Source organism: Candidatus Palauibacter scopulicola, assembly GCF_947581915.1.
In the GTDB taxonomy this organism is placed as follows: Bacteria; Gemmatimonadota; Gemmatimonadetes; order Palauibacterales; family Palauibacteraceae; genus Palauibacter; species Palauibacter scopulicola.
Genome location: NZ_CANPWG010000065.1, coordinates 232,597 through 254,251, shown reverse-complemented (window position 1 = coordinate 254,251; position 21,655 = coordinate 232,597). Strand labels below are relative to the sequence as shown.

Sequence of the window (21,655 nt, the reverse complement as noted above, 5' to 3'; positions counted from 1 at the left end):
TTACGGCGTGGACTACCAGGGTATCTAATCCTGTTTGCTCCCCACGCTTTCGCGCTTCAGCGTCAGAAAAGGCCCAGCGAGCCGCCTTCGCCGCAGATGTTCTTCCCGATATCTACGCATTCCACCGCTACACCGGGAATTCCGCTCGCCTCTACCTTTCTCTAGCCATGCAGTATCGGGTGCAGTGCACGGGGTTGAGCCCCGGCATTTCACACCCGACTTACGAGGCCGCCTACGCGCCCTTTACGCCCAGTAATTCCGAACAACGCTCGCTCCCTCCGTATTACCGCGGCTGCTGGCACGGAGTTAGCCGGAGCTTCCTCTGGTGGTACCGTCAGTCTTGCCGGGTGTTATCCGACAAGGTGTTCGTCCCACCTGACAGGGGTTTACAACCCTAGGGCCTTCCTCCCCCACGCGGCGTCGCTGCGTCAGGCTTTCGCCCATTGCGCAATATTCCCCACTGCTGCCTCCCGTAGGAGTCTGGGCCGTGTCTCAGTCCCAATGTGGCTGATCACGCTCTCACGTCAGCTACCCGTCATCGCCTTGGTAGGCCGTTACCCCACCAACAAGCTGATAGGCCGCGAGCTCATCCGAAGGCGCCAGCATTGTGAAGAGGCCGGCTTTCACGTCGGGCATCCACTCCCGACGCTGTACGCGGTATTGGTCCAGGTTTCCCTGGGGTATCCCCCACCCTCGGGCAGATCGCTCACGTATTACTCACCCGTTCGCCGCTCTACTGAGTTCCCGAAGGAACCGTTCTCGCACGACTTGCATGTGTAAGGCACGCCGCCAGCGTTCGTCCTGAGCCAGGATCAAACTCTCCATATGAGAATTTGGTTTGAGTGCGCTCGGCCGAAGCCGGGCCGGCACTCGAGACCTGGTTGAACGCAGAGCACCCCGTCCGGTCGCAGGACCGTCGGGGCTTCACGTTCGGAAATCACTTTGGTTTCCCATCGAGCCACGAGAAGTGATGCCCATGGCTCTCGATCGGGCCCACAAGTCACTCACACCTTCTTGTCAAAAAGCATCGCGGAAGGGCACACGCCCTCCCGCGAGGACCCCAAGGCTACCCAACCGCGGGCAGCTTGTCAATGTCCCGCGAGCGGCTCGGAGATCGCCCCGGGAGACGAGGGGAATGCGGAGGGGTGAGCGACGGGATTCGAACCCGCGACCTCCAGGGCCACAACCTGGCGCTCTGACCACCTGAGCTACGCCCACCACGTCGTTCGCGCCCCGTCGCGGGGCTGCGAGCGGGACAATCTAGAGGAAAGGCGTGCCCCTTGCGAGTCGCCGCCCTGGGCCTCGCGCGCCGGGGCAGGGTGCGGCGGTGCGGTCTCCGTTGTAACGTGCCTCTCTGTGGCTCGCAGCCCGTGGCAAACCCCGCATCAACGCCGCTCGAACGCGGCGGGCTGTTGCCGCGGGCCGCCAGGAAACCTCCGGAGTGACCGGCGCGTACGAGCGAACGATGACCGAACAGCCCAACGAACCCGGCCGCGGTGGCCCCGAGGGCCCGGCGCCTCCGTACGCCGTCGTGCCACTCGTCGCGGCTCCCTCCCAGCCGCCGGCCGAACCGGCGCCCGACACCGGTGACCGGTATTCGAACGGGGTCGGCTTCGCTCTCTGGTGTTGCCTGTTCGTCGGAGCGGCCGGGATCCACCGCTTCTACCTCGGCATGTACGCCACGGGCATCATTTGGCTGCTCACCTTCGGTCTCTTCGGCATCGGTCAGTTCTTCGACCTCTTCCGCATGAAACGCCTCGTGCGAACGGCGAACATCCGCGACGGGTATCTGCCGCACCCGCGACTCGCCGCGGCCGCCGAGCCCTCCGGCCCGTCGCGGCAGCTCACGAAGGCGGATACCCGGCAACAGATCCTGCTGAAGGCCGCGCAGGCGAACGGCGGACTGCTGACGGTGACACAGGGCGTCCTGGCCACGGGCCTCAGCTTCGAAGAGGTGGAGGAAGCCCTGCGGGAAATGGTTGTCAAGGGGCATGTGGACGTGGACAACGCCGCCGACAGCGGCGTGATCGTGTACCGTTTCCCGGGATTGGCCGGCCCGTTCAAGTGACGAGCCGTCCGCTCCCGCATGCCTCCGAACTCCCGCCCGCCTCCCTCGAGGGGTGGTACGTCCTTCATCAATCGATCGAACTCGACTGGACCGGCCTCGGCGGTGCGGATCCGGCGGAAGCCCGGGAGGCGCTGAGGAGCTTCGCCGCGCGGGCCGAGAAGTGGTCCACCGGAGCGGAGCCCGGCTGGTCCGGCGTCTACCGCGTCGCGGGGAGCGGGATCGATTTTCTCATCCTCCATTTCCGGGACACGTTCGACCGCCTCATTGAAGCGGCGCGCGAAATGAAGCTCTCCGCCTGGGGCGATCACGTCCTTGTCCGCGAGGAGTACCTGTCCGTGGTGGAATTGGGTCTCTACTCCCTGACCCGGGAGCTCTCCGGTCGGATCGACCCGGAGGACCGCGAGGCGTGGGACGCCGCCCTGGCAGACGCCCTCGCGGCGGAGCGGCGCAAGGGGTACGTGCGGCGCCGGCTCGAGCCGAGACAGCCGGAGCACATGCCGTACGTCTGCACCTATCCGATGGACAAGCGGCGCAACCCGGGGCAGAACTGGTACACGCTTCCGCTGGAGAAGCGGGCGGAGCTGATGGCGGCGCACGGGAGGCTGGGACGGCGCTTCGCGGGCCGGATCGTCCAGGTGATCAGCGGATCGATGGGCCTGGACGACTGGGAGTGGGCGGTGACGCTGTGGGCGGCGGATCCGCTGGAGTTCAAGGCCATCATCGGCGAGATGCGCTACGACGCGGCGAGCGCGGAGTACGCGGAGTTCGGCCCCTTCACCGTCGGCAAGCGGATGGCCGGCGGGGAGTTCGAGAGACTGCTTTCGTCGGTGGCGGCGCGATGAGCGCGGCAGCCGTCACGCTCTCCCGGGAGCTCACGATTCCCGACGTCGTCGCCGTGGCGCGCGGCGGCGCGAAGGTCCGGGAACTCGATGAGGGCGCACGAGAACGGGTGGAGGCAAGCCGGTTAGCGGTGGAGGAGGCGCTGGCTCGGCCGGGGGCCCGGATCTACGGGATCACGACAGGCTACGGATCGCTCGCGGGAACCCGCATCGCGCCGCCAGATGCGGCCCGGCTGTCGTGGAACCTGATCCTCAAGTGTGCGACGGGGACGGGTTCCCCGCTGCCGGAGGACTGGGCGCGGGCGATGCTGCTCGTGCGGGCGAACTCGCTCGCCCTCGGTGCTTCGGGTGTGCGACCGGTGATCATCGACACGCTGGTCCGCATGCTGAACAGGGGCGTCACGCCCGTCGTGCCGGGCAAGGGTTCGCTCGGGGCGAGCGGCGATCTCGCCCCCCTCGCGCACATGGCGGCGGTCGCGACCCGTTCACCGGGCCCGGAGCGGGGCGCCGGCGAGGGCGAGGGGCCATCGGCGTTCAGCGGCGAGGCGTGGTTCGAAGGGCGCCGTATGGACGGGGCGAGCGCGATGGCCGCCGCGGGGGTCCCCCGCCCGCGCCTGGAGGCCAAGGAGGGACTGGCGCTGACGAACGGCACGACGATGATGGTCGCGGGCGCCGCGCTGCAGCTCCACGACGCGCGACATCTGCTCCTGCACGCGGAGTTGGCGGCGGCGCTGAGCTTCGAGGCGTTGCTGGCCCGTTCGGCCGCGCTGAAGCCGGCGCTGCACGAGGCGAACAACCAGCCGGGCCAGATCGGAACCGCGGCGAGACTCCGATCGCTCCTTTCGGGGAGCGGACTCGTCGATGCGGACGCCGACCGGGTCCAGGATGCCTACAGCCTGCGCTGCACGCCCCAGATCGTCGGTCCGGTTCACGACATGGTCGGATTCCTGTGGGGGCGCGTGGAAGCGTCGCTCAATGCCGTGTCGGACAACCCGCTGGTCTTCCCCGCCGCCGGACGGAGTCCGGGCGAGGTCGTTTCGGGCGGGAATTTTCATGGCGCCGGACCGGCGCTGTGGCTCGACACGGTAGGGATCGCGCTCGCGGACATCGCAAGCCTGTCGGATCGCCGGATGTTTCGCATGCTGACGCCGGAACTCTCCGCGGGGCTGCCCGCCATGCTCGTGGAGTCGCCGGGGCTGCACGGGGGCCTGATGTCGCTCCAGTACACGGGGGCGGCGCTCGTATCCGACAACAAGACGCTCGCGCACCCGGACTCCGTCGACTCGATCCCGACGAGCGCGAACCAGGAGGACCACGTGAGCATGGGGGCCAACGCGGCCCGGCACACGCATGAGATCCTCGACAACACGCGCACGGTGCTCGCGATCGAACTGCTCGGCGCCGCCCAGGCGGTCTATCTCCGCCCCGGGGGGCCGGACCGGCTGGGCGCCGGCACGCGGGCCGTTTACGAGGCCGTCCGCGGCTTCGTGCCGCCGGTCATCGAGGACCGCTCCCTGGCGGAGGACATCGCGCGCCTGGAGGCGGCCATCGGCGATGGGACGCTGGAACGGGCCGCGGCCGACGCCCTGGGCGATCTCTGGCCTCCCGCGCCGCTCTGAGCCCGGGGTGGCTCCTCTGCGAGCCCAACGTGAGCGAGGGACGCGATCCGCACAGGATGGCCCGCTTCACGGCCGCGGTCGAGGGAAGCCGCGGCGTCGAGTTCCTCCACAGGTCGGCCGATCCGGACCACCACCGCATGGTGCTCGCCTACCGGGGAGCCCCGGCGGACGTCGTCCGCGCGACGATCGCGCTCGCGGCGGCCGTGTACGCGGAGGTGGACCTCCGGCGGCACCGGGGCCGGCACCCCCGCATCGGCGCGCTGGATGTCGTTCCCTTCGTGCGCGGTCCCGGCTGTCCCGAGGGCGAGGCTCTCGGAGCATCCCGGTCCTTCGGCGAGTGGGCGGCTGAACGTGGCGTCCCGGTCTTCTTCTACGAACGGGCGGCGACGATCGCGGGGCGGACTTCCCTTCCCGGCATCCGGTCCGGGCAGTTCGAGGGTCTGGCCGGGAAACTGTCCAGCCCCGAGTGGAGGCCGGACCTCGGCCCTCCGGCGCCTCACCCGTCGCTGGGCGCCGTCGCCGTCGGTGTGCGACAGCCGCTCGTGCGTTTCAACGTGAACCTCGACACGGTGGACCCGGGACCGGCCCGGCGCATCGCGGCGGCGATCCGGGAGTCGGGCGGCGGGCTCCGGCATGTCCGGGCGCTCGGAATCCCGCTCCGGCGACGGGGGCTGACGCAGGTGTCCATGAACCTGACCCGCCACGAGGCGACCGGGATCGAACCGGTGTACGAGCGGGTCGCCGAGCGCGCGCGGGCGGAGGGCGTGGCCCTCGCGGGGTGCGAGTTCATCGGCCCGGTGCCCGCCGGGGCGATTCGCGGCCTCGATCCGCGGCTGGACGCGGATCTCGCACCGGACCAGATATTGGAGCTGCCGGGGACCGGAGACGCCGAAGCGGGAGGAGAGGTATGAAACCGGCCGGACCGATCCGGGCGCCGAGGGGAACGACGCTCTCCTGCAGGGGATGGCACCAGGAGGCGGCCCTCCGGATGCTCATGAACAACCTCGACCCGGACGTGGCGGAGCGTCCCGGCGACCTCATCGTGTACGGGGGCGCGGGGAAGGCGGCGCGCGACTGGACCGCGTACGCGAAGATCGTGGAGACGCTGCGGCGGCTCGAGAACGACGAGACCCTCCTCGTCCAGAGCGGAAAGCCGGTCGGCGTATTCCGCACCCACGACGAAGCGCCGCGCGTCCTCATCGCGAACGCCCACCTCGTACCCCGCTGGGGAGATATCGACGAGTTCCGGCGCCTCGATGCGCTGGGGCTGACGATGTACGGGCAGATGACCGCGGGTTCGTGGATCTACATCGGCACCCAGGGCATCCTCCAGGGGACGTACGAGACGTTCGCGGAACTCGCGCGGCAGCACTTCGGGGGCTCCCTCGCGGGACGGTTTGTTGTGACCGCCGGACTGGGCGGAATGGGGGGTGCCCAGCCGCTCGCCGCGACGATGAATGGAGGGGCTTTCCTCGGCGTCGAGGTCCGGGAGGACCGGATTCGCCGCCGCCTCGACACGGGCTACTGCGACCGCATGGCGACGGATCTGGACGAGGCGCTGGAGTGGCTCACCACCGCCGTGGACCGGCGAGAGGCGCTTTCCGTAGCCCTGCTCGGGAACATCGCCGAAGTCCTGCCGGCGCTCGCGGCGGGCGGCGTTGTGCCCGACGTGCTCACGGACCAGACCTCGGCGCACGACCTTCGCCTCGGCTACATCCCCGCGGGCCTGTCCGTGGAAGCGGCCGAGACCATGAGCGCCTCGGACCCGGACGGCTACGTCGAGCGGGTCCTCGATTCGATGGTGGCGCACGTGTCGGCCATGCTCGCGCTCAGGGAGAGGGGGGCGGTCGCGTTCGACTACGGGAACAACCTCCGCGGCCAGGTCGCCGACCTGCGCGGGATGTCGGAGGCCTTCGACATTCCGGGCTTCGTGCCGGCCTTCATTCGACCCCTCTTCTGCCGGGGCGCGGGACCCTTCCGCTGGGCCGCCCTCTCCGGTGACCCCGGGGATATCGCGGCGACGGACGCCGCCGTCCTCGAAACCTTCCCCGAGAAGGAGGCGCTGGGCCGTTGGATCCGCCAGGCGCGCGAGCGGGTCCGCTTCCAGGGCCTCCCCTCCCGCATCTGCTGGCTCGAATACGGCGAGCGCGCGGAGATGGGCGAGCGCTTCAACTGGCTGGTGAAGACGGGACGGGTGCGGGCGCCCATCGTGATTGGGCGCGACCATCTCGACACCGGCTCCGTGGCTTCGCCGAACCGGGAGACGGAGGGCATGCGGGACGGCTCCGACGCGATCGCCGACTGGCCGCTGCTCAACGCCATGCTCAACACCGCCTGCGGGGCAAGCTGGGTTTCGATCCACAACGGGGGCGGCGTGGGCATCGGGTATTCCACGCACGCGGGCATGGTGTGCGTCGCCGACGGGACGGAATCGGGCAGCCGGCGGCTGGAGCGGGTGCTCACGGCGGATCCGGGGACCGGCGTCATGCGGCACGCCGACGCGGGGTATCCGGAGGCGATCCGCACGGCCCGCGAGCGCGGGGTCGACCTTCCCATGCTCGAGTAACCGCCCGCTCTCCGCCATGCCGCGCCTCGCGAACATCGGCTGCCTCGCCACCTGCGCGAGCCCCGCCGGCCAGGACGACATCGGGATCATCCGGGACGCCGGACTCGTGTGGCGCGATGGGGCCGTGCGCTGGACCGGGCCGGCCGCGGCGCTGCCGGCGGAATACGAGGCGGAGCCCGCCCGGGACGCCGGCGGAGGGCTCGTCATTCCCGGACTCGTGGACGCGCACACCCATCTCGCCTTCGGCGGCTGGCGGGCGGGCGAGTTCTCCGACCGAATCCGGGGCCGCGGCTACCTGGAGATCGCCGCGGCGGGCGGCGGGATCGCGTCCACCGTGCGAGCCACGCGCGCGCTCGACGAGGAGGCGCTTCTCACCCGGGCGCACGAGTTCCTTTCCGCGATGGTGTCCGTCGGGATCACGACCGTAGAGGCGAAGAGCGGGTACGGACTGGACCTCGAGACGGAACTCCGGCTCCTGCGGGTGTACCGCCGGCTCGGCGAGATGGGACCGGCGCGGGTCGTCGCGACGTGCCTCGCCGCGCACGTCGTCCCTCCGGAATGGGCGGCGGACCGGGCGGGCTATGTGAAGCTCATCACGGAGCGGATCCTGCCCGCCGTGGCCGAGGAGGGGTTGGCCGAGTTCTGCGATGTGTTCGTCGAGGACTCCGCTTTCTCCGCCGACGAGGCCCGGCGGATCTGCGAACGGGGATCCGAGCTGGGGCTGCGGCCGAAACTCCACGTGGATCAGCTCTCCGGGGGTGGCGGGGCCGAACTCGCCGCGTCACTCGGTGCCGTGTCGGCGGACCACCTGGAGTACGTGTCGGAGGCCGGGATCGGGGCGCTCGCGGCGGCCGGCGTCGTCGCGGTCACGCTCCCCCTCGCCACCCTCTATCTGAACCAGGCGCCGCCCCCGGCCCGGGCGCTCATCGAGGGCGGCGTCGCGGTGGCGGTCGCCAGCGACTTCAACCCCGGCACGGCCCCGTCCTGGCACCTTCCCTTCGCCATGACGCTGGCGTGCACGCGACAGCGGATGACGCCCGCCGAAGTGCTCAAGGGCGCGACGCGCTACGCGGCCCGCGCCCTGGGCCGCGAAGGTGAAGTGGGGTCGCTGGAACCGGGCGCCGCGGCGGACTTCGCGGTCATCGATGCCCCGGACGTGGAGCACTGGCTCTACCATCTGCGGCCCAACGCGTGCATCGCCACGGCGGTCGGCGGCGAGGTCCGACACGGAGTTCTCCGCGAGGCCTAGCAGTCCGTGGCACAGCCTCGCTGCGTTCGAACCCCGCTGCGTTCGAGCGGCGACGGCCGGCGGCGCGAGGTCAGAGGCCGGGGGGCGCGGCCGAGTCGAGCTTGACGGTGCCCCCGTCAAGCCTGATGACGGTACGGTTCCATCCGCCGTCCCGCCGACGGGTGAGGTGGAGCATCTCGGTGGCGGCGTCGAGCAGGTCTGCCGCGATGAGCTTGCCCCCGTAGCTCTCGCGGATCGTGGGCACGGGCGTGTGTCCGACGACGTGCGTGTCGGCTCCGAAGCGCTCCAGAACGGCATCGAGGTGGGCCCCGAGCGTATCGGTGAGCACGAGATCCCGATACCAGAGCACGCTCTCCGGTCCGAAGAAGAAGTCGTAGCGGCGATAGATCTGGGCGGTATCGAGCCGGGCTTCACGCACGTATTCGCGGAGGAACGCTTCGTCCCGCCATCTCGTGAACAGCGGTTCCGCGATGAAGGTCTCCAGGGTGTCCTGGTACTCCTCGAGCGACGAGTCGACAAATGCCGGACTCACGCCCCCATGAGCGAACAGCACGTCCTCCAGTCGAACGAGCCCCGGCTTGGCCGCGATCCAGCCGCCGAGGACAGACCTCTCCGGATCGAACAGCGTCTCGTAGGAGATGCCGTGCAGCTCGCCGATCGTCTGTTCCTTCGGCGCCACGTAGCGTAGGTCGCCGGACAGGACCATCGCTTCATGATTGCCAAGGAGCGTGATGACCCGGCCGCCGGCCGCCATGGCCTCCCGTTCCAGACCGTAAACGAACCAGAGGAGGCGGGTCACGTCGTTTCCCCGGTCGAACAGGTCGCCGAGAAAGGCGACCGCGGCGCCGCCGCCCGTCCAGCGCCCTTCCGCGTCGATCAGGCCGGCCAGGCCGAGCAGCGAGATGACCCGGTCGAATTCGCCGTGCACGTCGCCGAACACGAACACCGAGTCGCGGCCCGCGAGGTCGACTTCCGGCGGTGGGGGCTCCGCCCAGATCCGGGTTCGGTGAAGCGGCGCGGCCCGGCCGTCGGCGTCCGGAGGCTCAGCTCCGTATTCGAGGGTGACTTCGGGCGCCCGTACCCGCAGGCGAGCCGCGTGCGCGTATCCCGGCTCCGTCGTCCGCTCATCGACCACCCGGCCATCGACGATCGCCCGCACCAGGCCGGGCCGCTCCTCCTCGGTCAGCCAGCGCACCTCGATGCCGGGGCCGGCGAAGGCGACGTAGAGTCCGTACTCCCCCGCGACGTGCCAACCGGGCTGCCCCGGTTGCGCGGGGGAGCCGGCCGGCGAAGTCGCGTCTCCGGAAGCGGGCGCGGAGGTGCCGGACCACCCCGCTCCCGCGGCGGCGACGGCACAGCCCAGCAGCACGGACATCCGACGCGGGATTCTCAGGGGATCAACTCGTAGCGGCCGTCATCGACCCGCTCCAGCAGACGGACGATGCGCCCGTGCATGGCCCCTATCTCCCGCTCCGTCAGGCCGAGCTGGATCCGCTCCGCGTCGCGCCGGACCCCGCGGCCGGGGTCGAGATTCTCCGTCGGCTCCACCTCCACGAAGTTTCCGTCCCGCAGCTCGAGCTCCACGAGGATCCCGAGCCGCGACTGCAGCTCCTCGAGGGAGAGGCCGCGCAGCCGGTCGATGGCGGAAGCGGGGTAGCGGTCGAGGCGCAGGTTGCGCCACTGCGTACCGCGGTTGCTCGGCTCGCTCGCGAACGCCACGCCGTTGTCGACGCTGAACACGCGCGGCCACGCGGGATCCAACGACTGCACGAAGTTCCCCTCGTTCGAGTCGCTGTGGCGGATGATGTACGTCAGGAGGTTGAAGTTCCCGACCAGACGCTCGTAGACCTCGTCCTCCTCGATCCGGTCTTCGTCGGGCAGTTCCTCGGGCAGATCGACGTTGAACATCCAGTACTGGAGCGCGACGAGGGTCATCGGCCACTCGCCGAACGTCGGTTCAGGAGGCATGGCCGTGTCTCCCGTTCGGGCGACCGTCTCCCGGACGACGTCGATGGGGAACGCACGGATCGCGGTCGGCGGGACGACCATCTCCCGCTCGTCGAGGAAGAGGGCCTGGACGCCGTAGGCCGCCAGTTCGTAGCGTGGCTGGTTGTTGAACTCGTCCGCGCCCTCGGTGGCCGGGGCGTACTTGACCTGGAGCACGTGGTCGCCGGACTGCAGCGTGACGCGATACGTGCGCTCGCCGGGAAGACCGCGGGACGGGCGTACGTCGAGGACCTGCATGTCGCCCTCGCGGAGGATCTGTTCGATCTCGGCGATGGGGAGCAGGAAATTGGCGTCCTGCGCGGTCGCCGGGACCGGCGCCGCAACGGCGACTACCGCAGCGACGAGGACCAGGGCGCGTAACGGATCGGTGCGTCGCATCATTCCGAGGCCTCCTTCCGTGCGGGACCCGTAGGCTGCCGAAGCGGGAGATGCACGTCGAACGTCGTCCCGCGTCCCGGTTCGCTCTCGACCGAGATGTCTCCTCCGTGCTGGTGTACGATCTGGAGCGTGATCGCGAGACCCAGACCCATCCCGATCCGCTCGCCCTTGGTCGTGAAGCCGGGCTCGAAAATCTCCTCGATGACGTCGGGCGGGATGCCCCGGCCCGTGTCGGCGACGCGGACGTGCGCGTGGTCCCCTTCCGCGCGCGTTCGGATTGTGAGCACGCCGCCACCCTGCATGGCCTGGGCCGCGTTGTGCACGAGGTTCATGAACACCTGGTTGATCCGGTTCGGATGGCACACGACGAGCGGGAGGTCCCCGAAGTCGCGGACGACCTCGATCTCCCTCAGCTCGTGTCCGAGAAGCGCCAGCGTGCCCTCGATGCCCTCGTGAAGGTCCACGGGACGAGGCTCGGACGTCGTGGGCCGCCCGAAGTTCCGCAGGTTCCGTACGAGGCTCACCATGCGTTCCACCGCGATGCCGTTCGTTCGCAGCACCGACTCCGTGGCCCGCACCACCCGCCGGACCTCGTCGAGTTCGTCCGGCGTGACGACCTCGTCTTCGAGGATCTTCCCTAACTTGAGGAGCGCGCGCTCGATGACGTGGTGGTTGCTGTTCAGCGCGCCCAGCGGCGTGTTGAGTTCGTGTGCGATTCCCGCGACGAGCATGCCGAGCGTCGCGAGTCGGGCCTGCGTGATCTCGCGGGCCGTCGGCTCAAGTGCAGGCCCGCTCACAGAAAGGCCTGTATCCAGCGCTGCCGGAGACCAGCGAGTTCGTCGTTGGCCGCCTCGAGTTCGGCGATGCGTTCGGTCAGCGCGCGGAAGAGGAGGCTTCGCTCGACCCCGTTGCGGATGGCGAAGGCCAGCGCGTCGTTGTTCCACGGCTTCTCGAGGTACTGGTAGAGCCCCGCCTCGTTGATGGCGAGGATGGCGTTTTCCTTGTCGGCGTAGCCCGTGAGCAGGATCCGGGTCGCTTCCGGCCTCATCCGGCGGGCCCGTGTCAGGAACTGCACCCCGTCGAGTTCGGGCATCATGAGGTCGGCCACGATCGCGTGGACCGGCTCCTCTTCCAGGTGGGCGAGCGCGTCCCGCGCGGAGGTGAACGGGAGCACGAGGTGGTCCGTCTCCAATTCCAGGAACCCCTGGATGGCGTCCACGACCATGTCCTCGTCGTCGACGACCATCACGGTGCCGCCGTCCGGCTTGATCTCATCCATGTCGGATCATGCCACCGCCAGGCCGCGAACGCGACTCGCGAGACCGCGGAGCAGGTCGAGGCCGAGTTCCGGGTGGTCGATGAGGAGGTCTCGAAAGTCCTCGCGGGTGATGCGCAGCACGCGGGTGGGCTCGACGGCGCGCGCCTCGACGAGACTCGGGTGTTCGTCGATCAGCGCCCACGTCCCGAACGCCTCTCCGTCCGTGATGGAGATCGATCCTTCTCCCTCCCCCTCGAGCGAAACCTCGCCGTGGATCACGAGATAGAGGGCGTCCGTCGGCTCCCCCCTGCGGATGAAGATGGCGTCCGGCCGCACCTCGACCTCTCTCGCGATCGAGGCGAGGAGCGCGAGTTGCCGGCTCTCCACGCCCGAGAGGAGATCCACGCTCTGCAGGCGGAACACCTTTTCGATCAGTTCCATCTCTTCCTCGTCTCGTTCGTCCCCCGACTCCCGCGCGGGGTCCTCCGCCCGTCGTGCGATCCGGCTGGCCACCCGGGCCAGCGCCGGCTCCGCCGGCGCGAAACCGCGGAGGGCCTCTCCCGTCGCCGCGCGGTCCGTCTCGAAGGATGTCCAGAGCGCGCACCTCGCGATCCAGGCGTCCTCATCGTCCCATAGCTCCCGCAGCACCTCCTCCGGCTCGGGCGCGGCCCCCTGGGGCGCCTCCTCCGCGAGCACCGGCCTGAGGTCCGAGAACGTGCGGTGCCCGACCGTGGTCTCGATCCATTCCAGCGCGTTCGCCCGGCGGCGCGGGTCCCCGCTCTCGAGGGCCAGGTAGCTGCGCCGCATCGGTTGTTCGGGATATACGAGCCCGAGCCACCGGAAGGCACTCGCCCGCCGGTCCCTACTCGCCTCGTCGAGCGCCCGGAGGAGCAGCGTCCGGGGCATCGACGCCGTCACGCCCTCGAGCGCGGTGGCGGCGCGGCGGTAGCGGCGCGATGCCTCGACCTCGCGCTCCACGGCCTCGAGCACCCTCTCCACCGGGAAAGTGAGGTGATCGTGCCCCGTGCGCAGCCGGTGGAGCGAGACGAGGGCCTGGTCGTCGAGCGCCTGTTCGGTTTCCGGCAGCAGATAGGACGTGATCAATGCGTCGATCGTCGCCGGCGTCGCGATCTCCCCCAGCACGCTCGCCACGCCTCGGCGTACCCACGGATCGCCAGTCGGGTCGGCAAGCGCCGCGAGCAGCGGTTTGACGATCTCCTCTCCCCGTCGCGCGAGGCCGTCGCGCGCCGCGCTCCGCGTGCGTGGGGTCGCCAGCGACGCGATCGCCGCCTGCACGAGAGCCGGTTGCGGAAGCCGGGATGCGCTGCGCACGGCCGCCGCCGCAACCTCTTCGCGGGGATCGGAGATGAGTTCGAGGAGGATGCGCTCCACCGCGGGATGACCGGGGACGAGGCCTGCCGCCATCGCCAGCTCGCGCGCGCCGGATTCGTCGAGCGCCCCCCGCTCGTGTTCCCGCAGCAGGTGTTCGAAGCGGGGGGTCGCGATGCGCTCGGCTCGCGCGGCGCCGAAGTCACTGAACAGGCAGTCGAGCGCGGCCGAGCGGGCGTTCGTCGACTCCGAGTCGAGGAGCGGGATGAGGACATCGCGGGCGCGCGGCGCCGCCCTCAGGGCGAGAAGGCGAACTGCGGCGCGCCGCACGGCGGCATCCGGATCCTCGAGCCGGGCCCGCACGGCCTCCTCGTTCGAGAGCCCGGGGGCGCGCGTCAGGGATCGCAACGCTCTCGCCCGCAGGCCGGGGTTGTCGTGTTCGAGGAGGCGGTACAACTCCGGGGAGAGCGCCTCGATGTCCTCCGGCGTGGCGCCGCGCAGTACGTCGAAGGCGAACGCGACCTTCAGCGGCCGCTCGTCCCCGAGCGCGTCCCGCGCGAGCGCGAGCGCGCCCGCATCCTCCATCGACACGAAGGTCCCGCGCAGGCTCGCGAAGCGCCCCTCGAAGGATTGCGCGAGACTCGTGACGTACGACTTTCGCACCCTGAGGAAGGCGAGCAGCAGGACGCCCGCCAGCGCCACGCCGACGACCCCGAGGATGATGAGCCGGCCCATGATCGAAACGCCGGCGAGCGCGAGCGAGGGGATGGCGATGAGTACGCCGGAGAGCGCCTTCCCCAGCCCCTTCTCCACCGCCACGTCGATGTACGACTTCGCCTTGAGCTTGATGTCCTCGGGGACGGGGACATAGAGGATCTCGCGGCCCGTGCGCTCGGCGGAATACCGGAACGTCTTCTCCGTCGTCCGGGCCCCGACGGCGACGGCGAGCGCGGCGGTGGACAGCCACACCGCGGCGGCGAGCGCTCCGGTCGCGAGGATCACGGCCACGGGGAAGATGATGACGGCCACCGCCGCCCCCCAGCGGCGCAGGACCGGACGCAGTGCGAGGAGGACCACGATCGGAAGCCACTGCGTGAGCACATCGACGAAGGCCAGGAAGCCGGCGATCGCGCCCAGATCGGTGAAGACCTCTCGCGTGAGCGTGTTGTACTGGTAGTCGATGAACTGCTTGACGACGATGGTCAGCAGCACGGTGGCCGCGATGAGCCGCACCTGCGGGTGTGCGGCCATGCGCCTCAGGTCGCTGCGCTCGAGTTCGGGATCTTCCGCGTGCGCGTACTCCGATGGCGGCTCCGGCGGCTCCCGCGACCAGACGAGGGCGAGGCCTCCCGCCAGCGCGAGAAGGGCGGCGCCCGCCACGAGAAGCAGATTCTCCGACGGCCCTCCGCCCGACGTGAAGACGGTCGTGAGGAGCGCCCCCAGCGTGGCCCCGGCCGAACCCGAGGCGATGACGATGGGATAGGCGCGTTTCGCGTCGCGCGCGTTGTAGAAGACCTGCGTCGCGATGTAGAAGTGCGTGACGAGCGAGGCCGCCAGCACGTCGTACCACCCGTAGAAGACCAGCCCGAACCACGCCTCCCCCGGCCGGTAGAGGAGGCGGAAGGCAACCATGCTGAGGGCGAAGAACGCCGCCGTCAGGGGGATGAGGCGGCGCCACGATATCCGGTCCGAGAGGAAGTTGTAGAACGGGGCGACGACCACGACCGCCGCGCTGATGAAGTACACCTGGTAGAAATCGCCCGCCGCGAGCCCGGAGAGCGCGAAGGCACTGCGCAGCGGGCGCAGGATGCCGATGACGAAGAGGACGAGCGCCGCCAGCCCCATCATGGCGAACAGCTTCCCCGCCCCCGCCCTTCGCGCGAAGACCCCGCGGAACTTCACGTGCCCTCCGGCGCCGGGGTGGCTTCGACCTCCCGCGCGGTCCATCTTTCGGGGCTTCGGGGCGTGGCGCAGTCCGGTAGCGCACCTGCTTTGGGAGCAGGGGGTCGCCGGTTCAAATCCGGCCGCCCCGATTGAACGTCGGCGAGGTCACCGCAGCACTTCCCTTTCGATCCATCCCCTGGCTTGCCGGATCGCCCTCGCACGGTGGCTCGTCGCCGTCTTCACCACGGCGGGCAGTTCCGCGTAGGTGCGGTCGTGGCCCTCCGGCACGAAGAGCGGGTCGTAGCCGAAGCCTCCCGAACCGCTCGGCCGGCGCGCGATCCGGCCGTGCACGATGCCCTCCACGACTTCGTGGCGCAGATCGTCCGTGAGCGCGACCGCGCAACGATAGTGCGCCCTGCGGCGGCCCGCGTCCACGCCTTCCATCCGATGGAGGAGCCAGCGGTTGTTCGCTTCGTCCCGCCCCCAGCGCTCGACGCGGTCGGGCGGGGCGAAGCGCCGGGTGCGCACGCCCGGGCCGCCTCCGAGGGCGTCCACGCAAAGGCCCGAATCGTCCGCGAGCACGGGGAGGCCGGACCGGCGGTGGAAGTACTTCGCCTTGGACAGGGCGTTGCGCGCGAAGGTGTCGAAGGGCTCGAGGTCGTTCTCTTCCTCGTGCTCGCGAAGGCCGAGATCCTCCGGGCCGAGCAACCGGACGGGAAGGTCGGCGAGGAGTCCGCGGATTTCGCGGAGTTTGTGGGCGCTGCGCGTGGCGACGAGGACCGGGGGCGGATTCAGTCCGCCCAAAGGCTCTCCGCCGTGAGACTCTCCGCGAACTCCGGGTAGACCTTCCACAGGTATCCGCCCATGACGAGCGCCGCGAGAATGTTCCCGATCAGGATCGACCACCAGGCGAGTTCATCGAGGATCCAGCCGCCCAGCATCGCGACCATCGCGACGAAGAAGACCTCGAAGACGACGAACAGCACGATGATGCCGAGGGCCAGCGGCGGGAACCTGGACACCTGTCTCGCGAGGCCGGAGACCGCGACGCCGAACAGCACGAAAAAGGCGAAGTGGGCCAGCGTGTAGCCGAGGACGGGCGCGAAGGAGATCTCGACCGCAGCCGGGGTGGGGGCGCCGCGGAAGAGGACCGTCGCCAGCGCCGCCGGCGTGTAGAGTGGCTGTCTCAGAATGGTGTCGATGATGAGGAACCAGCACGCGACGACGAGCGCGCCGAGGACCCCTGCGTAGATTCCGTGCCGCGTGACGCGGTGCGTCTGGAGGAAGTTCATCATCCCCACGATGCCGGGTTCGGAACTCACCCAGTGCATGTGCGTGAACATGACGACTCCGGCCAGCGCGTTCCCGAAGAAGACGGCCGGCCATCCCGGCGCGGACATCACGAGTCCGGAGGGCGCCCGGATGAGTCCGATGTAGAAGGCGAGCGAGCACACGAAGAGCCCGTACAGCGCGCCGATGAATACATTGCGCGGCACGCCCGCCCACTGGACGAGCGCCGCGGCCAGCATCCCGAGCCCGGCCCACGCCGTGAAGTGGATGAGGGTGAAGCCCACGATGATCCCGGCCGACACCTCGACCTCGGCACGGCTGATGATCGCCCCCCAGAGGAAGGCGGGCGTCTGAAGCGGGGTCCCCTGTCCGAGGTCGTAGAAGTAGAAGAGCACCGCGAGGACGAACCCGCCCAGCAGCCCCCCGACGAGCCCGGCCCGGATCCTGCGCCTGAGCGTCAGCACGGCCTCAGAGCGCCGAGTCCGGGTCGACGGCGTGGGCCGCCTCCCACTTGCGCTGCTCCTCCAGGGCTCGCTCGACCTCCCGCTGGCGTTGCCGGCGGCGCGCCCGGAAAATGCCGCCCCCGATCACGACGAGAAGCAGGTAGGGCATCGCCGCCATGAACACGAACATCAGGACGTATCCCGCCTGTTCGTCGGGCGTATGCTGCATCTGCGGGGCCGCCGCGAGGACGGCGAGGGGTTTCGGCACGGCTGCTACAGCTTGTCGAGGACGAGTACCGCCATGAGCAGTGGAAGATACAGGATCGAGGCCCGGAACAAACCCCGGGCGTTCGCCGGCGTCGCGGCACGGGCGAAGCGGAACGCGGTCCACACGAAGAAGCCGCCGAGGCCAAGCGCCACCGCGAAGTAGGCGACGCCGGTGAGGTCGAGTACGCTCGGGAGCAGGCTCACCGGAATCAGCGTCAGCGCGTAGAGCAGCGCCTGGTGGCGCGTCCGCCGGCCCTCGAAATCGCCGACCGAGAGCATGCGAAGCCCCGCCGCCTCGTAGTCGTCGCGGAGCAGCCACGCCAGCGCGAGGAAGTGCGGCAACTGCCAGACGAAGAGGATGGCGAACAGCGCCCAGCCGCCGGGACCGAGCTGTCCGGTGGCGGCGGTCCAGCCGCCGAGAATGGGCAGGGCCCCGGGCACCGCGCCCACGACGGTGGAGAGCGAGTGCACGCGCTTGAGCGGCGTGTAGACGAAGTCGTAGGAGATGAAGGTGGCGAGCGCGAGGCCCGCGGTGAGCGGATTGACCGCGATCCACAGCCAGACGATACCCGCTGCGGCCAGGACGCCGGAGAAGGCCGCGGCCGGGGGCGCCGCGATCCGGCCGGCCGGCAGGGGCCGCGCGCGGGTGCGCCCCATGAGCGCGTCGACGTCCCGCTCCAGCACCTGGTTCATCGCGCTCGTCCCGGAGGCGACAAGCGCAACGCCGGCCATGGCCTGCGCGAAGAGGGCGAAGTCGAAGCTCGCCGCGCCCAGAAGAAAACCGGCGGCCGCGCTCACGACGACGAGCGCCGTGATGCGCGGCTTCGTGAGCTCCAGATATGCGGGAAGCGCCCCGCGAAGCGCGTGGACCCTCCGCGACATCCCGCCGAGCGGGATGCGGGCCTTCAGCAGGCTGCCGGCCTCCACGGCGGGGTCGCGCCTACACGTACTCCATCATGATCGCGATGATCATGATGGCCACCGCCGGGAGCGGCGCCAGCGCCACCAGCCGCAAGCGGTTGGGTTCAAATTTCAGGTGCATGTAGTAGAGCGCGACGAGCAGCGCCTTCCAGACGGCCATGATGAGCAGCGACACCACGATCATCCACTTCGGGATCGCCAGGAACGCCACCAGCACCTCGAGGATCGTGAGAATGGCCAGGTACAGCCAGATGAGCATGTACTTCGGATGCTCGTGCGCGTGATCGTCCGCGGCGCTCGCCGCGTGTCCTCCGGCTTCACTCATTCGTTCGCTCCATATCTCCCGACCGCAGTTGCCGGACGCCGCCTAGATGAGATAGACGATCGTAAACAGGATGATCCACACGAGGTCGACGAAGTGCCAGTAGAGGCCGAGCACCTCGATCCCGTGCGTGTTGTCCGCTCCCCAGTGACCCCGCCAGGCGCGGATCGTGGCCCACGCAAGGCAGATCACGCCGAGCAGGACGTGGAAGCCGTGAAAGCCCGTCATGGTGAAGAACGTGGCCCCGTACAGTCCCGCGGCCGGCGTGAACCCGTGGCTCCCCTCCCAGGACTGGTGCAGCACGAGCTCGATGTACTCGTAGACCTGCACGCCCAGGAAGGTGGCCCCGAGCAGGGTCGTCGACAGCAACCAGAGCTTGATCCCGCGCTGGTCCCCCATCTGCGCGGCCGCGAAGGCCTTCACCATCGTCACCGAACTGCAGATGAGGAGGAAGGTGTTGAAGGCGGTTATCGGGACATTCAACACATCCCCGGGTTCCGCCCACGTGTCGGCGGCCCCGAACCGGAGCACGACGTACGAGCCGATGAGGCCCGCGAAGAACATCACCTCCGAGCACAGAAACACCCACATTCCCACCTTCTGGGTGTAGACATCGAGTCCTCGCTCAGGGACCCGGCCTGCGGTCGCGGCGTGTGCCATCTCGTCAGTTCCCTTCCATGCGGTTTAGTGGCTGCCGGGGGCCGGGCTCACGACGTCCGGCCGTTCGTTCTGCGCCAGCCAGTCCTTGTCCTCCACATCGGGGTGGCTGTACTCGTGCGGACCGTGGTAGACGACCGGGATTTCCTCCCAGTTGCCGTGCTTGGGCGGCGAGGGCGTCTGCCACTCCAGCGTCGTCGCGTCCCACGGATTCGCCCCGGCTTTTCTCCCCTTCTTCAGGCTCCAGAAGAAGTTGAACGCGAACAGGAAGCCGGACGCGAAGAGCCCGAACGCCGCCCACGTGATGATCGCGTTCGTGTCCTCGATGCCCTGCAGGTGCGCGTAGCCGGTGGAGTCGTAGATGCGCCGCATCATCCCCACCATCCCCACGCCGTGCATCGGGAAGAAGACCAGGTTGAAGAAGACGAAAGTGAGCCAGAAGTGGATCTTGCCCATCGTCTCGTTCATCATCCGGCCGAACATCTTCGGATACCAGAAGTAGATCGCCCCGAAGAGCGCGAACAGGCTTCCTCCGAAGAGCACGTAGTGGATGTGGGCCACGATGAAGTACGTGTCGTGGATGTAGATGTCGACCGGCGTGGAGGCCATGAAGACGCCCGACAGGCCGCCGATCGCGAACATCGCCACGAACCCGATCGCGAACAGCATGGCCGAGTGGAGCTGGAGGTTGCCGCGCCACATCGTGCCCATCCAGTTGAACGTCTTGATCGCCGAGGGGACGGCGATGAAGAGCGTCGAGACCGTGAAGGTGAGCCCCAGCATCGGGTTCATCCCGCTCTGGAACATGTGGTGGCCCCACACGATGAAGCCGAGGAAGGCGATCGACACGAGCGCGAGCACCATCGCCTTGTAGCCGAACACCGGCTTCCGCGACCCCACGGAGAGGATCTCGGAGGTGAAGCCCATGGCGGGGAGGATGAGGATGTAGACCTCGGGGTGGCCGAAGAACCAGAACAGGTGCTGCCAGAGGAGCGGCTGTCCGCCGCCCTCCGGGAGGAAGAAGCTCGTACCGATCGTCTGGTCGAAGATGAGCATGATCCCGGCCGCGGACAGGACGGGCATCGCGAGCAGCGCGAGGATGGCCGTGATGAACAGCGACCAGATGGTCAGCGGCATGCGCATCCAGGTCATGCCGGGGGCGCGCATGTTGATCGTCGTGGTGATGTAGTTCACCGATCCGAGAATCGAGGAGAGCCCGATGAAGACGAGCGCCGCCAGCCACAGGACCTGCCCCAGCCCGACGCCCGTAAGGTCGGGACGGGCGCTGAGCGGCGCGTACAGGGTCCAGCCGGCCCCCGCCGCGCCTCCGACGACGAAGAAGCTGGCCAGCGTGAGGATGCCCGCGGGCACCATGGCCCAGAAGGAGAGCATGTTGAGCCGCGGGAACGCCATGTCGTGCGTGCCCAGTTGGAGCGGGATGAGGTAGTTCGCCCACACCCCGACGAGCATCGGCATGATGGCGAGGAAGACCATCACCGAGCCGTGCATCGTGACGAGCGCGTTGTAGAACTCCGGCAGGATGTACCCGCTCGCGACCATGCTCTCGGGGAAGATGCCGCCCAGCGGCAACTCGCCCCGCGCCGGCCACGCGATCTGGTAGCGCATGAGCATCGCGAGCAGTCCGCCGATCATGAGGAAGAACAGCGTGTAGATCAGGAACTGGATCGCGATGACCTTGTGGTCGGTCGAGAAGATGTACTTGCGCAGGAAGGACTGCTCGTGCTCCTCGTGCAGGATCGCCTGCCCGGTCGCCTCCGCTACGATCGTCGCCATATCAGCCTTTCTCGATCACTGGGCGGCGGCCGGCGCCTGGCTGGCCTGCCAGGCGTCGAAGTCCGCCGCGCTGTGCACGGTCACGCTCGCCATCATGTAGTAGTGGCCGAGGCCACAGAGTTCGGCGCACGCGATCTCGAAGTTCCCGGTCTGGGTCGCGTCGAACCACACCGGGATGGTCATGCCGGGCACCGCGTCCTGCTTCACGCGGAGTTCCGGGATGAAGAAGGAGTGGATCACATCCTCGGACTCAAGGAGGATCGTGATGTCCTCGTTCACCGGGAAGTGAAACTGGTTGCGGACGGTGAAATCGTCCGCCGTTCCCAGCGTCTCGTCGACCCCGGGGTAGGTGATGTTCCACTCGAACTGCTTGCCGACGACGAGGAATTCGAGCGCGTCCGCGGGGCGGTTGGAACTCCCCTTGATGTCGTTCCACACGACGGCGGAGTACGCGCCGAGGACCGCGATGATGATCGCGGGGATCACCGTCCAGATGATCTCCAGCCGGTTCGATCCGTGCGTGTAGTGCGCCCTGGCTCCCTCACGTCCCCGGTACTTGATGCAGAACCAGACGATCCCGCCCTCCACGAGGAGGAACGCGATGCCGGTGATGACGAGGATGATCCAGAACAGCTGGTCGATCACGACGCCGAATGTCGAATAGTTCGGGGGCAGCGCCCAATCCACGAGCGATCTCCTTCCAGGTGAGCCCTTCGGGTGAACGGGAAGGCGAGCGGGACCGGGCGGCGGTTCGGCCGCCGGGT

General features: G+C 69.0%; 19 protein-coding genes, 2 tRNA genes and 1 rRNA gene. 7 read left to right on the top strand and 15 right to left on the bottom strand.

The window, feature by feature from the left end:
• A 16S ribosomal RNA gene (locus RN743_RS13785) occupies positions 1-828 on the bottom strand; the annotation flags it as partial.
• Positions 829-1,144: 316 nt separating this feature from the next.
• A tRNA-His gene (locus RN743_RS13780) sits at positions 1,145-1,218 on the bottom strand.
• Positions 1,219-1,465: 247 nt separating this feature from the next.
• Here RN743_RS13780 and RN743_RS13775 point away from each other — a divergent pair.
• Genes RN743_RS13775 through hutI form a run of 6 tightly spaced genes read left to right on the top strand, consistent with a single transcriptional unit; the run spans position 1,466 to position 8,341 of the window.
• A complete protein-coding gene (locus RN743_RS13775; protein ID WP_310780669.1) occupies positions 1,466-2,068 on the top strand; it encodes an NINE protein in 603 nt (200 codons plus the stop codon).
• Positions 2,065-2,910 carry a chlorite dismutase family protein gene (locus RN743_RS13770; RefSeq protein WP_310780667.1) on the top strand — a complete coding sequence of 282 codons (846 nt, stop codon included), beginning with the start codon at positions 2,065-2,067 and terminating at the stop codon, positions 2,908-2,910. Before RN743_RS13775 ends, RN743_RS13770 begins: the two co-directional genes overlap by 4 nt.
• Positions 2,907-4,526, top strand: a complete 1,620-nt coding sequence (hutH, locus tag RN743_RS13765) for a histidine ammonia-lyase (protein ID WP_310780665.1) — start codon at positions 2,907-2,909, stop codon at positions 4,524-4,526. The genes RN743_RS13770 and hutH overlap by 4 nt, the downstream gene beginning before the upstream one ends.
• Complete coding sequence (gene ftcD / locus RN743_RS13760) at positions 4,505-5,437, top strand: glutamate formimidoyltransferase (RefSeq protein WP_310780675.1); 933 nt, start codon at positions 4,505-4,507, stop codon at positions 5,435-5,437. Before hutH ends, ftcD begins: the two co-directional genes overlap by 22 nt.
• Entirely contained in the window at positions 5,434-7,092 is a 1,659-nt protein-coding gene (hutU, locus tag RN743_RS13755) for a urocanate hydratase (protein WP_310780663.1), read from the top strand. Before ftcD ends, hutU begins: the two co-directional genes overlap by 4 nt.
• A gap of 16 nt (positions 7,093-7,108) precedes the next feature.
• Positions 7,109-8,341: an imidazolonepropionase gene (gene hutI, locus RN743_RS13750; RefSeq protein ID WP_310780662.1), complete on the top strand. Its 1,233-nt coding sequence runs from the start codon at positions 7,109-7,111 to the stop codon at positions 8,339-8,341.
• A 70-nt stretch (positions 8,342-8,411) separates the two neighbouring features.
• On the opposite strand, the gene RN743_RS13745 is transcribed toward hutI, so the two are convergent.
• Genes RN743_RS13745 through RN743_RS13725 form a run of 5 tightly spaced genes read right to left on the bottom strand, consistent with a single transcriptional unit; the run spans position 8,412 to position 15,215 of the window.
• The gene (locus RN743_RS13745; RefSeq protein ID WP_310780660.1) at positions 8,412-9,716 is read right to left on the bottom strand and encodes a metallophosphoesterase; all 1,305 of its coding nucleotides are present in this window, start codon (positions 9,714-9,716) and stop codon (positions 8,412-8,414) included.
• Between the two features lie 14 nt (positions 9,717-9,730).
• Positions 9,731-10,729, bottom strand: a complete 999-nt coding sequence (locus RN743_RS13740; RefSeq protein ID WP_310780658.1) for a hypothetical protein — start codon at positions 10,727-10,729, stop codon at positions 9,731-9,733.
• Positions 10,726-11,523, bottom strand: coding sequence for an ATP-binding protein (locus RN743_RS13735; protein WP_310780655.1), 798 nt, complete (start codon positions 11,521-11,523; stop codon positions 10,726-10,728). The genes RN743_RS13740 and RN743_RS13735 overlap by 4 nt, the downstream gene beginning before the upstream one ends.
• Complete coding sequence (locus RN743_RS13730; RefSeq protein ID WP_310780653.1) at positions 11,520-12,005, bottom strand: response regulator; 486 nt, start codon at positions 12,003-12,005, stop codon at positions 11,520-11,522. Before RN743_RS13730 ends, RN743_RS13735 begins: the two co-directional genes overlap by 4 nt.
• A gap of 6 nt (positions 12,006-12,011) precedes the next feature.
• Entirely contained in the window at positions 12,012-15,215 is a 3,204-nt protein-coding gene (locus RN743_RS13725; protein WP_310780651.1) for a HEAT repeat domain-containing protein, read from the bottom strand.
• A 57-nt stretch (positions 15,216-15,272) separates the two neighbouring features.
• On the opposite strand from RN743_RS13725, the gene RN743_RS13720 reads away from it, so the two are divergent.
• Positions 15,273-15,346 (top strand) — tRNA-Pro (locus RN743_RS13720).
• 16 nt (positions 15,347-15,362) lie between these two features.
• Here RN743_RS13720 and RN743_RS13715 read toward each other — a convergent pair.
• Genes RN743_RS13715 through coxB form a run of 8 tightly spaced genes read right to left on the bottom strand, consistent with a single transcriptional unit; the run spans position 15,363 to position 21,578 of the window.
• On the bottom strand, positions 15,363-16,001 hold the full coding sequence (locus RN743_RS13715; protein ID WP_310780649.1) for a non-canonical purine NTP pyrophosphatase: 639 nt from the start codon (positions 15,999-16,001) through the stop codon (positions 15,363-15,365).
• Positions 15,989-16,951: a hypothetical protein gene (locus RN743_RS13710; protein ID WP_310780647.1), complete on the bottom strand. Its 963-nt coding sequence runs from the start codon at positions 16,949-16,951 to the stop codon at positions 15,989-15,991. Before RN743_RS13710 ends, RN743_RS13715 begins: the two co-directional genes overlap by 13 nt.
• Before the next feature lie 4 nt (positions 16,952-16,955).
• Positions 16,956-17,198: a hypothetical protein gene (locus RN743_RS13705; protein ID WP_310780645.1), complete on the bottom strand. Its 243-nt coding sequence runs from the start codon at positions 17,196-17,198 to the stop codon at positions 16,956-16,958.
• A 5-nt stretch (positions 17,199-17,203) separates the two neighbouring features.
• The gene (cyoE, locus tag RN743_RS13700; RefSeq protein ID WP_310780643.1) at positions 17,204-18,124 is read right to left on the bottom strand and encodes a heme o synthase; all 921 of its coding nucleotides are present in this window, start codon (positions 18,122-18,124) and stop codon (positions 17,204-17,206) included.
• A gap of 13 nt (positions 18,125-18,137) precedes the next feature.
• Positions 18,138-18,443 (bottom strand): cytochrome C oxidase subunit IV family protein, encoded by a 306-nt coding sequence (locus RN743_RS13695; protein WP_310780641.1) that lies wholly within the window; start codon positions 18,441-18,443, stop codon positions 18,138-18,140.
• 42 nt (positions 18,444-18,485) lie between these two features.
• Positions 18,486-19,100: a cytochrome c oxidase subunit 3 gene (locus tag RN743_RS13690; protein WP_310780639.1), complete on the bottom strand. Its 615-nt coding sequence runs from the start codon at positions 19,098-19,100 to the stop codon at positions 18,486-18,488.
• Between the two features lie 24 nt (positions 19,101-19,124).
• On the bottom strand, positions 19,125-20,891 hold the full coding sequence (locus RN743_RS13685) for a cbb3-type cytochrome c oxidase subunit I (RefSeq protein ID WP_310780637.1): 1,767 nt from the start codon (positions 20,889-20,891) through the stop codon (positions 19,125-19,127).
• Positions 20,892-20,906: 15 nt separating this feature from the next.
• On the bottom strand, positions 20,907-21,578 hold the full coding sequence (gene coxB, locus RN743_RS13680) for a cytochrome c oxidase subunit II (RefSeq protein WP_310780634.1): 672 nt from the start codon (positions 21,576-21,578) through the stop codon (positions 20,907-20,909).
• Positions 21,579-21,655 lie beyond the last annotated feature (77 nt).

Bases quoted from the DNA above. Each gene is read 5' to 3' on its own strand.
- RN743_RS13685 (WP_310780637.1), bottom strand. From the start codon at position 20,891: ATGGCGACGATCGTAGCGGAGGCGACCGGGCAGGCGATCCTGCACGAG.
- RN743_RS13745 (WP_310780660.1), bottom strand. From the start codon at position 9,716: ATGTCCGTGCTGCTGGGCTGTGCCGTCGCCGCCGCGGGAGCGGGGTGG.
- RN743_RS13690 (WP_310780639.1), bottom strand. From the start codon at position 19,100: ATGGCACACGCCGCGACCGCAGGCCGGGTCCCTGAGCGAGGACTCGAT.
- hutU (WP_310780663.1), top strand. From the start codon at position 5,434: ATGAAACCGGCCGGACCGATCCGGGCGCCGAGGGGAACGACGCTCTCC.
- RN743_RS13695 (WP_310780641.1), bottom strand. From the start codon at position 18,443: ATGAGTGAAGCCGGAGGACACGCGGCGAGCGCCGCGGACGATCACGCG.
- hutI (WP_310780662.1), top strand. From the start codon at position 7,109: ATGCCGCGCCTCGCGAACATCGGCTGCCTCGCCACCTGCGCGAGCCCC.
- RN743_RS13730 (WP_310780653.1), bottom strand. From the start codon at position 12,005: ATGGATGAGATCAAGCCGGACGGCGGCACCGTGATGGTCGTCGACGAC.
- RN743_RS13740 (WP_310780658.1), bottom strand. From the start codon at position 10,729: ATGATGCGACGCACCGATCCGTTACGCGCCCTGGTCCTCGTCGCTGCG.
- RN743_RS13775 (WP_310780669.1), top strand. From the start codon at position 1,466: ATGACCGAACAGCCCAACGAACCCGGCCGCGGTGGCCCCGAGGGCCCG.
- hutH (WP_310780665.1), top strand. From the start codon at position 2,907: ATGAGCGCGGCAGCCGTCACGCTCTCCCGGGAGCTCACGATTCCCGAC.